Origin of the sequence: Leifsonia xyli subsp. xyli str. CTCB07 (genome assembly GCF_000007665.1) — a bacterium.
GTDB classification, from domain to species: Bacteria; Actinomycetota; Actinomycetes; order Actinomycetales; family Microbacteriaceae; genus Leifsonia; species Leifsonia xyli_C.
The window spans coordinates 1,500,770-1,516,542 of record NC_006087.1; the positions used below are offsets into that span (position 1 = coordinate 1,500,770).

Genomic DNA, 15,773 nt, shown 5'->3' on the forward strand with positions numbered 1-15,773 from the left:
CAGGTGACAACCGCCGCCCTCTCGATCCCGCTCTGGGGCGATTTGGTGGCCGTCGGCGTCGGCAGCCTGCAGGGCGCGATGTTCGCCTCCGGCTTCCGCGACCGCCGCATTGACCTGCTCGGCGTGGCCATAATCGGCGTTGCGACCGGAATCGGCGGCGGTCTGCTCCGCGATCTGCTGCTGAATGTGAACCCGGTGGCCCTCCAGTCGAACTGGTATTTGATCGCCACCGTCGTTTCGGCGCTCGCCGGGATGCTGCTGGTTCGGCTCTTCCGCCGCCTCGATCCGATCATCACCTTCCTCGACGCGCTCACCATCGGCCTTTTCGGCGCAATCGGCGCGACGAAGGCGCTCTCGCTCGGGCTGCCGGAGGTGCCGGCTGTGTTCGTCGGTGTGGTCTCGGCGGTCGGCGGCAGCATCCTGCGCGATGTGCTGCTGAACCTCCCGATCGCTCTCATGCATGTCGGATCGCTCTACGCGGTCGCGGCGGGCGCCGGCACGGTGGTGCTCGTCGTGTTGGTCGACCTGGCGGTGCCGCCGAGCATCGCCGCGCTCGTGTGCGTCGTCGTGACCCTCGTCATCCGGCTGCTGGCTGTGAGATTCGGCTGGAGTCTGCCCGAACAGCGCGAACTCGGCCGCATCCAGCCGCCGCGGTGGATGGCGTTCGGCCGCCGCCCGAGCGCCCAGCGCACCCTCGACCGGACCGACACCGGCGCCATCCCCCGCTACCGCATCGAAAAGCCCCACTACCCCGCAGACTGACCTCGCCCCGCCCACACAGCCGATCGCACCCCCGTGGCTCTGCGGGGAAGCTCCTCACCTTTCTTACGGAGCTGCGGGGCGGGGCTCCCCGGGGGTTCAGACTCCGGCGAGCTCGGCCGGGACGGAGGAGGCGGAGGCGCGGACAGAGCGGTTCACGGCCGAAATAACGGCCTTGAAGGAGGCGGTGGTCGTGTCCGCGTCGATGCCGACGCCCCAGAGACGGCGGCCGTCCACATTCACCTCGACGTAGGCGGCGGCGGTCGCTGACTCGCTCGCGGAGAGTGTGTGCTGCGAGTAATCGTAGAGATGCACGTTGATACCGCGGGCGTTCAGGATGTCGAAGAACGCCGCGATCGGTCCGTTGCCTTCGCCGGTGGCCTTCGACACCGTTTCGCCGTCGCGGAGCGTCACGGTGAGGGTGACGTGGTCTCCGTTCTCGTTCGCGGTTGACGTGCTGCCGAGTTCGAAACGGCCCCACTTGGCGTCGGATTCGGTTTCGGGTGCGGGCAGGTACTCATCCTGGAAGATCGCCCAGATCTCGTTGCTGGTCACCTCGCCTCCCTCCGCGTCGGTCTTCGCCTGCACCACGCCCGAGAACTCGATCTGCAGTTTGCGGGGCAGGTCGAGGGCGTGATCGCTCTTCAGCAGATACGCCACGCCACCCTTGCCCGACTGCGAGTTGACCCGGATGACAGCTTCGTAGCTCCGGCCGAGGTCCTTGGGGTCGATCGGCAGGTAGGGAACCGCCCAGACCAAGTCGTCCACGTCCACGCTCTCACGCTGCGCCCGGGCGGCCATCGCCTCGAAGCCCTTCTTGATGGCGTCCTGGTGCGAGCCGCTGAACGCGGTGAACACCAGGTCGCCGCCCCAGGGGCTGCGCTCCCCGACCGGCAGCTGGTTGCAGTGCTCAACGGTGCGCTTGATGTGGTCGATGTCGCTGAAGTCGATCTGCGGGTCGATGCCCTGGGTGAACAGGTTGACGCCCAGCGTGACCAGATCGACGTTGCCGGTGCGCTCGCCATTGCCGAACAGGCAGCCCTCGATGCGGTCCGCTCCGGCCAGGTAGCCGAGCTCGGCCGCCGCCACGGCGGTGCCGCGATCGTTGTGCGGGTGCAGCGAGAGGATGACGTTCTCGCGGTGGTTCAGGTGGCGCGACATCCACTCGATAGAGTCAGCATAGACGTTCGGCGTGGCCATCTCGACGGTGGCCGGCAGGTTGATGATGACTTTGCGCTCGGGCGTCGGCTCGAACACCTCGAGCGCCTGGTTGCAGATGTCGGCGGCGAACTCCAGCTCGGTGCCAGTGTAGCTCTCCGGCGAGTACTCGTAGTAGATCTCGGTGCCGGGCGCCAGCGCCTCGAACTGGCGGCACAGTCGCGCGCCTGCGAGGGCGATGTCCACGATGCCCTGGCGGTCGGAGCGGAACACCACCTCCCGCTGCAGAACGCTCGTGGAGTTGTAGAGGTGAACGATGGCCCGCTTGGCGCCGACGAGCGAGTCATACGTACGCTTGATGAGGTGCTCGCGGGCCTGGGTCAGGACCTGGATGGTGACGTCGTCGGGGATCGCGTTCTCTTCGATGAGGCTGCGGACGAAGTCGAAGTCGGTCTGACTGGCCGAGGGGAACCCGACCTCGATCTCCTTGTAGCCCATCCGCACCAGCAGATCGAACATGATGCGTTTGCGCTCGGGGCTCATCGGGTCGATGAGAGCCTGGTTCCCGTCGCGCAGGTCGACGGCGCACCAGCGCGGGGCGACAGCGATGCGCTTCGCAGGCCAGGTGCGGTCCGGCAGGTCGACGGCGATCTGCTCGTGGAAAGGCCGGTATTTGTGGATGGGCATGGCACTGGGAGCCTGGGTGTTCTTCATGGTCCGATATCTCTTCGCGGTCTGGTCGGGAGAGCCAACGACGAACTCCGCGACGAAGGAGGCCCGGAACTTAGGATTCGTCGCGGCAGCTAAGGAGAATCAGGCCGTACACGAGACCCAGAGTAACACGCATGCGCGTCAGCTCCGCCCCATCGCAAGCGCGGCCGCCTGCCGGACGGACAAGCCGGGCAGGTAGGCGCGGACCAGGGCGACGCCGATCGCGGGCAGGGCAACCGGGTCGGGATACGCCATGATCAGCGGGTGCAGCTCGGGCTGGAACTTCTGTTTGAACTTGAGCAGGGACCGGAAGCCGTACACGGGTTCCAGCGAGGTGCTGAGGTAGCTCAGAACGAGGTCCATGACGCTCTGCCCCTCGGACGCCGCGCCGGCTGTGTGCGCAAGCGGCGCCGCCGAAAGACTCATGAACTCCACGCCGTCGGCCTTCATCTGTGTGGCAGCCTCCGCGATGAGGAACTCCATGACACCGTTGATGCTGCCCGGACGGCGGCGCATGAAGTCCAGCGTCCAGCCGATCACCCGGCCCGCCTCGTAGGACGGGAGCCAGGAGGTGACGCCCTCGATGCGCCCGTTCTCGTCCACGGCCAGCATGAGGCGGACCGCGGGGTCGCGCAGTTCGTCGAGTCCGCCCAGCGTGAACCCCATCTCGGGCAGATCCTTCTCGGCCACCCACTGCTCGGAAATGTCAGAGAGCTGCACGGTGGCCGTGAGCGGCAGCGCGCCGAAGGTCGTCCACTCCGCCCGGATACCGGCCCGCTGGGCGCGATTGATGGAGGTGCGCACATCCTGCCATTTCTTACCGGTGGTCTCCCATCGCTGCGGACGGATGACGGTCTCCTCGGCGACGGTCATCGTGAACCAGCCGAGACGGTTGAAGAGCGCCTGGTAATGCGCCTCCACGCTGTAGAAGACCGGTATCCAGCCGCTGTCGTCGCAGAAGCGCGCGAACCGCTCGATCGCCGCGTCGTGGGGCGGGGACGCCCCGAAAGGTCCGCCGGTGGTCAGCGCCACACGGCCGACGACACGATAGGCGATCGCCCGGCCATCGACCGGGTCGAACCAGTAGCTGTTGCCGTGCCAGGTCGCCATGAACGAGATCGCGTCGCCTCCACCCCGCTCGAGCAGTACACGCACCCGCGAGTGACCGGTGACGCGGCGCAGCCCTGTGCCCGCGCCGAGCATCAGCGGAATGGCGGCGATGATTGCCACGAGCCAGAACACGGTCCCGATGTTGTGGTAGACAGCCGTCGCGAACGGGGTGGTGGGCAGATACAGAACGGGCTCACGACGGAGGAACGAGACTGGGACGAAGCGCTCCAGCACATCCTCGAAGAGGTCGCCCAGGTCGATCGGGCGGGTGAAGCCGGTGTCTTTTTGCAGCCAGCCAGTCACCACGTAGAACGCCACAAGCCCGGCCCCGGCGATGACGACCGTGAGCGCATAGCGGCGCACCGCTCGCGCCGACGGCATCACGGTGAAATGACGGCGAAACAGGATCAGGAGGAGGGCCATCACGGCCGGCACGAGGGAGGAGAGCGCCAGGATGGCGGTGACCTCCCAATACCGCGGCGTCACGGTCGGTCGGGCGTTGGCGAGCGGCAGGATGCCGAAGTAAAGGGCCGAGAGCACAGCGAGAAGCGCGTTCACGGCCACGGCGAGCCATACCGCGAACCGGCGCCCGCGCAGCAGACCGACGGCCGCGACGAGAAGCAGGAGCAGCGGGAGCACAGAGAGCAGCACCGGGCCGAGGCCGTTGATGCGCGCCAGGGTGAGGTCTCGCACGCATTCCCTTGTCACGGCGAAGGCCTGGCAGTGCTGCAGAACGCTCCCGGTGGTGGGCACATCGGAGGTGAACAGGAGGCCGATCGGCGAGAGCAGCCCGTAGCGGGACGCCGTGAGCAGGCCGATCACCGGCCCGAGCGCTGAGATGGTCAGCGCGGAGGCGAACAGCACCCGGACCTCGTGGTGCGAGGAGCGTGCCCAGCCGACGGTGCGCGCTTTCGGGTACATCAGCACACCGAGGGCGAGGCCGCTGAGCACCGCGAGGAGTCGGTAGAGGTCGGACGGCAAGCCCGAGTACAGGAGGTACATGATCGCGATCAGCAGAGTGATCACACGGATTCGACGGCGCCAGAGTGTGCCGGCGAACGCGCTCGCGGCCATGATCGTGCCGCCGAGGGCGGTGAACACGTCCAGCACCACGAGGTGATGGACGTTCCGCGCCCACATCTCGCCGGTCTGCGAGCCGATCAGCTGCACACCGGTGCCGGCCAGGACGCCGGAGACGGCGGTCGCGAAGAAGGCGACGGCTGTGCGCCAGGTGCCCATCAAACGCTCGGACGCTCTGACGATCAGGACAGTGAGTGCCAGGGCGACCACCAGCTCGGACAGGTCGTTCGTGAACAGCACGGCGGTGATCGGCGACCACCAGTGCCCGGCCGCAAGCTGGTCCGCACCGGTGCCGAGCCAGAGGCGCAGCGGCCGGTGCGGGCCGTGCAGCGGGTTCGTCACAAGCGCAAGAAGGAGGATGAGAAGGGTGACACCGGTCGTGAACGGGTGAGCGCCGACGAGGCGTGCGGCTCTCGACAGCCAGAAGCCGACGCGGCCAGCCTGTTTCGGTTTGGCTGGGTGCGGAGCGGGTGTCGCCGTGCGCTCCGTATCGCTCATCCCGTTTCCCCTGTTCTCGCCGTCCCGATTCCCGTGAGCCCCAGCTGCCCCGCGATCTGCGGGAATCCCTTGGCGAGGGTGTGCCTCACCGTGTTCCAGTCGTGGGCGGTCCCTGGCGAAATGAGCAGCTCGGCGTGAATGCCAGCACGCAGTGCGTCCTCATGCAGCGTCTTGGCGAACGCCGTGTACTTGGCGTCGTCCTGCCCCGCGCCGAGCACCATCGTCGAATTCTCATAGGGCGCGTGCGTCTCCATCATCGCCGCGGGCTGGGCCTTCTCGTAAGCAGAACGGGACCCGCCGAAGCCCCGAGCGATGGTCAGCGCCTCGACGCCGAGCGTAGGGCCGAGTTCGCTGGAGGAAGCGAGCGCCGAACCGAAGAGCTGCGGATGCCCGCTGGCGAACTGTACAGCGCAGGTCGCTCCCTCCGAGTATCCGAATATGCCCCAAGCCGCGGGATCACTGCTGACGCGCAGATGCGAGGCGATCCAATTCCTCACATCGGTCAGGATGTAGGTGGCCGAATTGCCGAACTCGTGGGAGTCGATGCACATCGGGTTGCGGCCGGGGCCGCCGAGCTGGTCAGGGGCGACCACGATCGGCGCGTACCCGTTGTGCTCTGCGGCGTAGGCGTCCATGAAGCTTGCGATCCGCCCGGCGGTGAACATATCGGCGGGCGCCCCTGGCTGGCCGGAGAGCGCGTAGAGAACGGGAAGCGCTGGTGGGTTCGGGCCCAGCGCGACCGGGGGCAGGTAGACGACAGCCTGGCGTGCGGGAAAATGCGAAACGGTGGCCGGAATGCGGACCGTGCCGACTTCGCCCTTCGCCGGCGCTTCGGTCTGCTGCGTCGTGCCAGCCCAGTCGGTACCGGCGACGATCTCGCCGTATTCAGCGTGGAGATTCAACGGCCCGTAGGGCACGACGCCGAGCGCATCGTTCAGGTTGCGGTACGCCCCGAAATCAACATTGACGCCCGCGGCGGCGGCGGCGAGGAAAACCGGGACGCTCACCACCGCGATCAGTTTCCGCCACCACCGCGAACGGAACAGATTCGCGATCGCCAGCCCGACCCCGGCGAACCCCAGGGCCGTCCACATGGTCGTCACCGGAGTGAGCCCGACGCCGAAGAGATCGAGCACATCGTCTGTCAGCCACACCAGGAGCGCGCCGACGATCCCGCCGCCCGCCGCCGCGGCGACGCCCACGAAGAGCCGTCGCTCGCTGGGGCGAATGAGTAGGTACAGCGCGAGCAGGAGAGCGATGACATCCACCGCGATGAGAAACGGCGGCTTGTCGATCCTCAGCGTCATCATCCCGTCCAGGGCGGCTTCCTCTCTCGTGGGCGACGATCAGTATGCGGCACACAGCCTGTGGCGTGGTGAGGCATGAGGGGCATTCAGCAAATTGGGAGGCCCGTCACTCGGTCGCGAGCGCCGCGACCGGAGCGATGCGGGTGGCACGGCGGGTGGGGGCGACGGATGCCCCGACCGCCAGCAGCGCCGTCGCGAACGCCATGAGCGAGAGGAAGAGCCACGGGAGGGATGGCAGGAACAGACCGCCGCCGGGGATCGTCCCAAGCAGTGACTGCGCGCCGATCCAGCCGTAGAGGGTCCCCAGCAGAAGCCCGGTCAGAACGGCCGCGACAGAGAGTTGAACGCTCTCCGCGAGGATCATCCGGCGCACCTGACGCGCGCTCAGGCCGAGCGCCCGGAGCAGGCCGAGCTCGCGCTGCCGGTGCAGGACGCTGAGCGACAGACTGTTGACGACGCCGACCGCGGCGATGATCGCAGAGAACCCGATGAGCGCGCTGAACACCAGCATCGTGACGGTGAGCACGCTCTCAACCCCGTCGTACAGGCCCGGGTTCTTGGCCGCAGCGTCCCGGATCATCTGGAGCCAGGACTCCGCCGCGACCACGAACATCGTCACGAGCGTGATGCCGATGACCAGCCCGATCGCCGTGCGTGAGCTGCGCTCCGGGTTTCGCACGGCGTTCGCTGCGGCGAGGCGTTCGGCAGCGCCGCGGCCGAGCAGCATCCCGACTCCGCGCAGCACGGCGGGCAGGAAGAACGGCGCAGCCAGGATAACACCGGTGAACGAAAGGAGCCCGCCGGGCAGCGCGACCAGCACGCCGTACGCGCCGAGTTCCGCAAGAACCCCCCAACCGGAGCCCGCGAAGACGCCCAGCCCGAGGAGAAGCCCGACGGCGAGCAGCAGTGCCCCGGCCACGATGAGGAGGAGCGCGACGGCCAGGCGTCCCCGGTTCCGGACGGCGGCGGGCGGTCGCTCCTGGGCCGCTCCGAGAGCCTGGACCGGGCTGACGGTCAGCACACGCCGGCTGCCGATCCAGGAAGCGAGCCAGGTTGTCAGTGCCACTACCGCCACCGGTGCGAGCAGTGACGGCGTAAGCACCGGATAGGACCCCTCCGGGAGGACTCCCGTGAGCGTGCAGAGCCGGACGCCGAGGAGAGCCAGTGCGGTAGCCGCCACTCCTCCGGTCAGCGCGCCGATGGTCCCGACGCTCAGACCCTCGCTGGCGACGGAGCGGCGCTGAGCCCCGGCGCTGGAGCCGATGAGGCGCAGCAGGGCGATCGTGCGCGTGCGTCCGGCGATGATCGTTGCGAAGGTGTTGGTGGTCACGATCGCGCCGACGTACACGGCGATCGCGAAGAAAATCGCCGCCACGATGGCGAGAGCGATCTGCGCAGAGGCCCCGCCGCCGAACGGGGAACCCGCGATGTAGGCGCTCAGTACATTGACACACGCGAGCAGCGTCGCACCGAACGCGCTGCTGAGGGCGGCGACGAGGATGCTGGCGCGGTGGTCACGGGCATTGGCCCGGAAGGCGCGGATCACGCGAACGCCTCCATCCCGAGCATGAAGGCCGAGATGTCCTCGGCGCTGGACGGCTCGCGCTCCGCGACAATGCGGCCGTCGGCGAGGAACACGAGATGGTCTGCATAGCTCGCGGCGACGGGGTCGTGCGTCACCATCGCGATGCTCTGGCCATAGGTCCGGACCGCCTCCCGGAGCACGCCGAGCACCTCGCGTCCGGTGCGGGAGTCGAGGTTGCCGGTCGGCTCGTCAGCGAAGACCAGGTCGGGGCGGGTCGCCAGGGCGCGCACGATCGCGACGCGCTGCTGCTGTCCGCCGGAGATCTCGTGCGGCCGGTGGGTGAGGCGGTCGGTGAGTCCGAGCGTTTCGATGAGCCCATCGATCCACTCCCGCTGCACGATCGTCGGCTTGCGGCCGTCGATCTCGAATGGGAGCAGGATATTGGCCCGCACATCCAGGGTCGGAACGAGGTTGAAGGACTGGAAGACGAAGCCGACCCGGCGGCGGCGCAGCACCGTCAGCTCGGTGTCCCCGAGCCCGGTGATCTCGGTGTCGCCGAGGAACACCCGGCCGCTCGTCACGCTGTCCAGCCCCGCCATGACGTGCATGAGCGTGGACTTGCCGGAACCGCTCGGGCCCATGACGGCGGTGAACTGGCCAGCCGGGATGCCGAGCGTCACCCCGTCGAGGGCGTTCACGCGGCCGGCACCGGTGCCGTAGGTCTTGGTGGCGGACTCGACACGGGCCACAGAGGTGAATGTATTCATGTATGCAACCCTAGGAAGCGGGGCGGTTCAGCGCATCACGCCGCAGACTCATCCCGCGTCCCTCTCAAGGATGACCCGGGCTACTCCGCTTCCCGGTTCAGCCCATGCTCGAAGGCGTACACGACCATCTGAACGCGGTCGCGAAGACCCAGCTTGCCCAGGATGCGGCTGATGTGCGTCTTCACAGTGGCTTCGCTCAGGAACTCGCTTCCGGCGATCTCCGCGTTGCTCAGGCCACGGGCAGCGAGCGCGAAGATCTCCCGCTCCCGGGAGGTCAGCGATGCGAACTCGGCCGGCACCGGCTGGGCCGCACGGCCGGTGGAGAAGCGCTCGAAGAGATTCTGGGTCGCCCCCGCCGCGATGACGGCGTTGCCCGCATGCACGGTGCGGATGGCAGCCAGCAGGAACTCCGGCTCGGCGTCCTTCAGGACGAATCCGCTCGCTCCGCCGCGGATGGCGCGCGCGGCCGCTTCGTCCAGGTCGAAGGTGGTGAGCACGACGACGCGGGGCGGCGTCCGGCCCTCGCGAGCGGCATGTCCGACGATCTCGCCGGTGGCGGCGATGCCGTCCATCACCGGCATGCGGATGTCCATCAGCACCACATCGGGGTTCGTCTGACGCACCAGTTCGACGCCCTCCGCGCCGTTGGCGGCCTCCCCCGCGAATTCGAGGTCCTCCTGCGAGCTCACCAGCATCCGGACCCCCGCGCGGAACAGCGCCTGGTCGTCCACCAGGGCGACGCGGATCGGCACGGTCACGCTTCCGCTCCCGGCGTCGCCACGAGGGCCGGGAGGAACGCGGAGACCACGAACACTCCCTCGGCGGCGGCGGCAGAAAGTGTGCCGCCGGCGAGGGAGGCGCGCTCACGCATCCCGGGCAAGCCGTGTCCGATGCGCGGGAGCGAGCCGGTGCTCGCGGTTTCGGCAGGGACGGATTTCATGCTGTTCCTCACGGTGATGACGAGGCCGGATCCGCCGCCGATGCGCGCTGTTTCGGCGAGCACGACGGTGGCCGGCTTGGTGGTGTCGCCGTGCCGGAGGGCGTTGGTGAGCGCCTCCTGCACGATGCGGTAGGCGGCGATCTGCTGGGCGGAGCCGAGCCGATCGAACTCGCCGAGGCGTTCGACGGCGACGGCGAGGCCGGCGGCACGGATCTGCTCGACCGTCTGATCGAGGCTCGCGAGCGTCGGCTGGGGACCCTCCGGCTGCGACTGCCGCAGTTCGGCGAGCAGCACGCGCACATCGGCGAGGGCCGACCGGGCCGTCGCAGCGATGGTCGTCAGCGCCTCATCGACGGCCTCGGGCGCGGTGCGGCGGGCGTAGCGCGCACCGTCGGCCTGCGCGATGACGACCGCGAGCGAGTGGGCGACGACATCGTGCATGTCGCGGGCGATGCGGGTGCGCTCCTGCTCGATCGCCACATCCTGTTCGGCCCGGTTCCGCTCGATCTCGGCGACCATCTGCGCGGACCGCGAGTAGCGGGCGTTCCGCCAAGTGCGCATGAGAACGCCGAGCACCCAGGAGAGCCCGAGCACGGTCACGCTGACCACGAAGAGGAAAGCGAATTGCAGTGCGAGACCGGTGAACTGAGCCGACAGCAGATCGAAGTAGCCCTGGGAGAGAGCGGCGCTCAGCGACAGGTAGAGCCCCGCGACGAATGCGCCGAGGCCGGCCGAGATCAGGCCCGCGTACCGGACGACCTGATCGCCGTAGGCGGCCGTCGCGTAGAGCACCATCAGCACGGCGATATCGCAGACCAGGATGTTGTGCCCGGTCGTCAGCTGGAACACTGCCCCCAGCCACGCGATCGCGAGCGCCACCGCCGGGGCCATCCGCCAAAGCGCCACCGCGACCGCGAACACGATCACGATCACGACAGTGCTGCGCCCGCCCTCCTGCCGAAGGTAAGCCGATGACAGGTCGAGCAGCAGGCAGAACGGGACGAACGCGATCGCACCGCCGATGTCGAGGGTCAGCTGGCGCCGGCTCAGCCGCCGTACCAGCCGCTCGCTTTGCGGGCCGTCCGTGGTCGGCGGGGTCCCCCCGGAGGCGGCGAGCCACATGAGCATGCTCCGGCTGTCTCTCTCCGCCACCCGTTCCCGCGACACCAGGAAGCCCAGCAGCCACCCTGACACGAACACCACCGCGAGCAGCAGGCTCATCAGCACGACCCCAACGCCCTGGCTGGTGTAGTACCCGGCGATAAGCGGTCCAAATCGCGGGAATTTCACCTCCCCGCGCACGGTGAACAGATACGCGACCACCGGCGACCACAGCAGGGCCGACACGAAACCCAGCCAGCGGAGCGCGCGCCCGCCGTGCGATGCGATGCTGAACAGCGCCGTGACGACGGCGACGGCCGAGATGAGCCGGAAAGCGGTCGGGAGCGGATCCCCTTCGGTTAGGTCCGCCAGTAGGCCGAACCAGATCAGCGTCAGGGTCGCCCCCTGCAGCACGCGCGCGAGCGCGACACTCGCCGCGTAGAAGACCATCGCCAGTGCGGGCCAGAACAAGAACGGGAGGCCTGCGACCAGCCACGCCGCGAACAGCGCGAGCGCGAGCGCTGGCTCGAGCACCCAGCGGTGTCGCGCCAGTGCGCTGAGGAGACGGGTCCGGTCGGCCATTCCTCTACGGTACGGTGCGCGAGGCCGCCGGGCGGCATCCCGGCGCGCGAATCTTCTCTCGGTAGGGAGACGCCGCCGGGCTTCTGCCGCCGGTCGCGATACCATATTTCATGTACTACATTCTCAGTCCGTGAGGAGTGGGCGATGCGCTATCGCGGCGGCGCCCCGATGCCTCGCCCGGCGCCCGCCGCGATGAGCCGCTGACACACTGCGGGCGCCGCCCCGGCGGCCTCGGCCGCGAATCAGAACCAGAACGTCTGATTCGCCCCGCCCGTGCAACGGGAGCCGACGACGCTCCCCTCCTGGACCGTTGCGCAGACGTTGTCCGCCAGGCGCGTGCGGAGTTCGCCGTCGGGAGTGGCCGTCCACTTCTGGCCGCCGCCGGTGCAGGCCCCGAGGACGACCGGGGTGCCGTTCGCGGTCGAGGAGCCGCTGAAGCCGAGGCACTGTTGGTCGTCGAGGCTGCGGATCGTGCCGTCGGGCAGCAGCTTCCAGCCCGGTTCGGGAACCGACTGCCGGATCATCACAGGGCTGTCCGGTTTCACACTAGTGTCCGGCCAGAGGTAGGAGCCCGGCGACCGGGTCATGATCGTCTGAGGCTCGACGCTGACGAATTGCTGGTCGGCGTCCCGTGAGCAGGGGGCGGTCGCCAGGCGGGAGGCGGGATACGTACTGTGGTCGGAGGTGGCCAGGCAGAGTCCGGTTGACTCGTTCTTGAAGTGGCCGTCCACCTGGCTCCAGCGCTGGTTCGGCACGGAGGCACACCGGGCGAGAGCGACCCACGGATTGTGCCAGAACGAGCGGGGCTGGTCGGCGATGCACCACCGGTCGTTCATGGTGCGGATCGTGCCGTCGGAGCGCACTTGCCAGGTAGCCGCCTTCTCCGACTCGGCGGGCTGCAGGATCAACGGCGACGGCCAGAAGGCGAAGAGGGGGAGACCGCGAGCGCGTTCGGCTTCGAGAGGAGCGTGGCTGGTTTCAGCTTCGAATGGGTGGCGAGGAACGCGGATCCGTCGCCGTTGAGGCGGAGCACCTTGTTGGCGCATGCGAAACTGTACGCAGACGCGGACCCGTAGCGGAAGAATTTTCCATCGACCTGGAAAGGCCCGAAAGTCGCATCGCTGTCCTCCAGCTTCGTGCATTGATCGCCGGGATCGCTCAGTTGAGGGAACTCGACCACGCTCCGCAACGGCGTGAGCCGAGTCCCGCCGTTCGCGAACTGGAGGTTGCCCAGAGCGGTCTCGGCGCCGCCGGAACCGTCGAGGGCAGACGCGTGCCACCAGCCCGGGCGACCCGCGATGGCAGCGACGTGGAGCGAGTAGGTCCGCCCGGCCTGCCAGGTCTTCCAGATGCGCACGCTCGCCTCGCTTTTCCCGTCGAGTGCGCCGGCGCAGTGGCCGCCGTCCGCCGCGGACGGCTCGCAGCCCGTCGCACCCTGTGTTAAGAAGAGCCAGAGGTTGCGGCCCGAGCTGTCTTCGACGCTTTCGAAGCCGATGGTGCCGACCTGGTAGCCGACCTGGACGCGATGGCCACAGAAGGTCCCAGCGTCCTTGGAGGGATTCAGCCCCACCGTGGTAGTGAACACCGCCGACTGGCCGGTCGGATGTGCGCCGGATTCGGCGTAGAGCTCGGGCTGGTCCCGGCGGCGAGGGCGCTGCTCGGGATGAGCGCCGGGCCGGCGATTCCGAGCGATCCCCCGATCAGGATGAGCGCGAGCGCCGAGGCGTAGCGGCTACGACCGCGCCCGCGCGCTCCAGCAGGCGATCCCGTACCGGACTTCTTCTACATGCTGGCACCCCTTCTTCGTGGCGGATTCGGGATTCACGCTAACCAGAAGCGGCGCGGGGCCGTGCGCAGGCTCGATACTCTGTGGGAGAGATCGGCAATCAATGTGAGTGGAGGGGTCCCGCTCTGAGTACACAAGTCGTGTGATGGATGCGTTCGCCCCTGTCCACGATCCGGCAAGAGCCTTTCCCCGTGTGCAGGATTCAGAACCCGAGCCGTCCCAGCTGCTTCGGGTCGCGCTGCCAGTCCTTCGCCACCTTCACCCGGATCGACAGGAAAACGTGCCGCCCGAGCAGCGCCTCGATGGGTTCTCGCGCAGTAGCGCCGACCTCCCGGATTCGGCTGCCGCCCTTGCCGATGACGATAGCCTTCTGGCTGTCGCGCTCGACGAAGAGGTTCGCGTAGATCTCGAGGAGGTCTTTGTCATCGCGTTCGACCAGATCGTCGATGGTCACGGCCAGGGAGTGCGGTAGCTCATCCTCGACGCCGTCGAGCACGGCCTCGCGGATGTATTCGGCGATGCGGTCCTCCACGCCCTCATCGGTGACGGATTCGTCCGGGTAGAGCGGGCCGGGCGAGACCGGCAGCAGTCTCATCAGCTCCGTGGTCAGGGTGTCGAGCTGGATACTGTTCACCGCCGAGACCGGAACGATCGCCTCCCACTCCCGCAGCGCCGAAACCGCGAGCAGTTGCTCGGCAACCTGCGTCTTCCTCGCGGAGTCGATCTTGGTGACGATCGCGACCTTCTTGGCGCGCGGGTAGTCGTCCAGCCGCTCGTTGATGAAGCGATCGCCTGGGCCGATCCTCTCGTCGGCGGGCACGCAGAAGCCGATGACGTCGACATCCCCGAGCGTCGATTCCACGAGCGTGTTGAGCCGCTCGCCGAGCAGCGTCCGCGGCCGGTGGACGCCGGGGGTGTCGACCAGGATGAGCTGGCCTTCCCTCCGGTGCATGATCCCGCGGATCGCACGGCGGGTCGTCTGAGGCTTCGAACTCGTGATGGCGATCTTCTCGCCCACCAGAGCGTTAGTCAGTGTCGACTTGCCGACATTCGGCCGGCCGACGAACGAAACGAATCCGGCGCGGTAATCGGTCACGGTCGCGGCTCCCTCTGCTGCTTGTTCTTGTCGTTTCTGTGCTTGTCGTTCCTGGCAGCGCGGTCCGACTTCCCGGCGGATTCGGGCAGCACCGCGGTGTCTCGCTCCACCAGCACGCTCGCGACATGCTTGTGCCGTCCCTCGATGCGATCCACCGTGAAGCGCAGGCCGTGCGCGGCCACCGTCGACCCGACCTCCGCGAGCCGGCCGAGCGCCTTGGCGACGAGACCGCCGACGCTGTCGACATCCTCGTCCTCGATCTCCAGATCGAACAGTTCGCCCAGATCGTCGATCGGCAGGCGTGTCGCGACCCGGTGGCGGCCGTCGCCGACCTCCTGCACGAGGGCGACCTCCTGGTCGTACTCGTCCGAGATGTCTCCGACAAGCTCCTCGATGAGGTCCTCCAGGGTCACCAGTCCGGCGATGCCGCCGTACTCGTCCACGACCATCGCAAGGTGGTTCGATTCGCGCTGCATCTCGCGCAGCAGGGCATCCGCTTTCTGCGACTCCGGTACGAAGAGGGCCGGCCGCACCAGCTCCCCGAGCGCGATCGCGTCCCTGCCGGGCACGCTCTCGAAACTGAGCTTCGCCGCGTCCTTGAGGTAGAGGATGCCCACCACGTCGTCTGGGTCGTCATCGATGACCGGGATGCGGGAGACGCCTTTCGAGAAGAACAGTCCCATAGCGGTGCCGAGACCGGCGCTCTTGTCGACGGTGATCATGTCCGTGCGCGGGATCATGACTTCGCGCACGACCGTGTCGCTGAACTCGAAGATCGAGTGGATGAACTCGCGGTCGTCCTCCTCCAGCACGTCTAACTCCGTCGCCTCGTCCACGATGCTGAGCAGTTGCTCCTCGCTCGTGACCGGAGCCGACCGGGCACGGGACGGCGTCACCCGGTTACCGAGGGCGACCAGACCGCCCGGTATAGGGCCCAGCACGACGCAGACGATGCGCACCAACGGCGCGGTGAGGCGCAGCAGCAGTGTCGAGTTCGCCCGGCCCACACTGCGCGGACTCGCGCCGACGAGCACAAACGAGACGCCCGTCATGATCAGCGCCGACAGGAGGAGCGAGATCCACCACTCCTCGAAGATCTGCTCGAAGGCGAGCGTCACCAGCACCGCGGCGGTCGTCTCGGCGATGATCCGGCTGAAGCTGACAGCGTTGAAGTAGGGCCCCGGGTCTTCCGCGATCACCGTGAGCGATTTGCTGGCGCGCGAGGTCTCCGCCAGATCGGCGATGTCACCGCGGGACTGCACGCCCAGGGCGGCTTCGACGGCGGCCATCAGGCCACCGAACGCCACCAGGGCGAATGTGAAGACGAAGAACAGCGCGGCGAGCATCGCCGCT

12 protein-coding genes are annotated in these 15,773 nt (G+C 68.0%); 1 reads left to right on the forward strand and 11 read right to left on the reverse strand.

The features are described from left to right. Positions 1–3 precede the first annotated feature (3 nt). Positions 4–762 carry a trimeric intracellular cation channel family protein gene (locus LXX_RS07190; RefSeq protein WP_011186253.1) on the forward strand — a complete coding sequence of 253 codons (759 nt, stop codon included), beginning with the start codon at positions 4–6 and terminating at the stop codon, positions 760–762. A gap of 96 nt (positions 763–858) precedes the next feature. Here LXX_RS07190 and leuA read toward each other — a convergent pair whose 3' ends face one another. The 11 genes from leuA to LXX_RS07245 all read right to left on the reverse strand — a co-directional run bounded on the left by leuA (position 859) and on the right by LXX_RS07245 (position 15,766). Then, positions 859–2,631: a 2-isopropylmalate synthase gene (leuA, locus tag LXX_RS07195; protein ID WP_041767574.1), complete on the reverse strand. Its 1,773-nt coding sequence runs from the start codon at positions 2,629–2,631 to the stop codon at positions 859–861. 138 nt (positions 2,632–2,769) lie between these two features. Continuing rightward, positions 2,770–5,316: a bifunctional lysylphosphatidylglycerol flippase/synthetase MprF gene (locus LXX_RS07200; protein WP_081423118.1), complete on the reverse strand. Its 2,547-nt coding sequence runs from the start codon at positions 5,314–5,316 to the stop codon at positions 2,770–2,772. Then, complete coding sequence (locus LXX_RS07205; RefSeq protein WP_223227612.1) at positions 5,313–6,626, reverse strand: alpha/beta hydrolase; 1,314 nt, start codon at positions 6,624–6,626, stop codon at positions 5,313–5,315. The genes LXX_RS07200 and LXX_RS07205 overlap by 4 nt, the downstream gene beginning before the upstream one ends. 103 nt (positions 6,627–6,729) lie before the next feature. Beyond that, the gene (locus tag LXX_RS07210; RefSeq protein ID WP_041767575.1) at positions 6,730–8,169 is read right to left on the reverse strand and encodes an ABC transporter permease; all 1,440 of its coding nucleotides are present in this window, start codon (positions 8,167–8,169) and stop codon (positions 6,730–6,732) included. Further along, the gene (locus LXX_RS07215) at positions 8,166–8,915 is read right to left on the reverse strand and encodes an ABC transporter ATP-binding protein (protein WP_041767576.1); all 750 of its coding nucleotides are present in this window, start codon (positions 8,913–8,915) and stop codon (positions 8,166–8,168) included. The genes LXX_RS07210 and LXX_RS07215 overlap by 4 nt, the downstream gene beginning before the upstream one ends. An 80-nt stretch (positions 8,916–8,995) precedes the next feature. Continuing rightward, on the reverse strand, positions 8,996–9,673 hold the full coding sequence (locus LXX_RS07220) for a response regulator (protein WP_041767577.1): 678 nt from the start codon (positions 9,671–9,673) through the stop codon (positions 8,996–8,998). Next, the gene (locus LXX_RS07225; RefSeq protein ID WP_041767578.1) at positions 9,670–11,538 is read right to left on the reverse strand and encodes a sensor histidine kinase; all 1,869 of its coding nucleotides are present in this window, start codon (positions 11,536–11,538) and stop codon (positions 9,670–9,672) included. Before LXX_RS07225 ends, LXX_RS07220 begins: the two co-directional genes overlap by 4 nt. Before the next feature lie 242 nt (positions 11,539–11,780). Next, complete coding sequence (locus LXX_RS07230; RefSeq protein ID WP_176714782.1) at positions 11,781–12,446, reverse strand: RICIN domain-containing protein; 666 nt, start codon at positions 12,444–12,446, stop codon at positions 11,781–11,783. Continuing rightward, positions 12,443–13,108, reverse strand: a complete 666-nt coding sequence (locus tag LXX_RS14865) for a hypothetical protein (protein ID WP_176714783.1) — start codon at positions 13,106–13,108, stop codon at positions 12,443–12,445. The genes LXX_RS07230 and LXX_RS14865 overlap by 4 nt, the downstream gene beginning before the upstream one ends. A gap of 418 nt (positions 13,109–13,526) precedes the next feature. Then, a complete protein-coding gene (gene era / locus LXX_RS07240) occupies positions 13,527–14,420 on the reverse strand; it encodes a GTPase Era (protein ID WP_011186261.1) in 894 nt (297 codons plus the stop codon). After that, a complete protein-coding gene (locus tag LXX_RS07245; RefSeq protein ID WP_041767581.1) occupies positions 14,417–15,766 on the reverse strand; it encodes a hemolysin family protein in 1,350 nt (449 codons plus the stop codon). The genes era and LXX_RS07245 overlap by 4 nt, the downstream gene beginning before the upstream one ends. Positions 15,767–15,773: the final 7 nt, after the last annotated feature.

Coding starts and splice junctions, on each gene's coding strand:
- leuA (WP_041767574.1), bottom strand. CDS start 2,631: ATGAAGAACACCCAGGCTCCCAGTGCCATGCCCATCCACAAATACCGG.
- LXX_RS07200 (WP_081423118.1), bottom strand. CDS start 5,316: ATGAGCGATACGGAGCGCACGGCGACACCCGCTCCGCACCCAGCCAAA.
- LXX_RS07205 (WP_223227612.1), bottom strand. CDS start 6,626: ATGATGACGCTGAGGATCGACAAGCCGCCGTTTCTCATCGCGGTGGAT.
- LXX_RS07215 (WP_041767576.1), bottom strand. CDS start 8,915: ATGAATACATTCACCTCTGTGGCCCGTGTCGAGTCCGCCACCAAGACC.
- LXX_RS07225 (WP_041767578.1), bottom strand. CDS start 11,538: ATGGCCGACCGGACCCGTCTCCTCAGCGCACTGGCGCGACACCGCTGG.
- LXX_RS07245 (WP_041767581.1), bottom strand. CDS start 15,766: ATGCTCGCCGCGCTGTTCTTCGTCTTCACATTCGCCCTGGTGGCGTTC.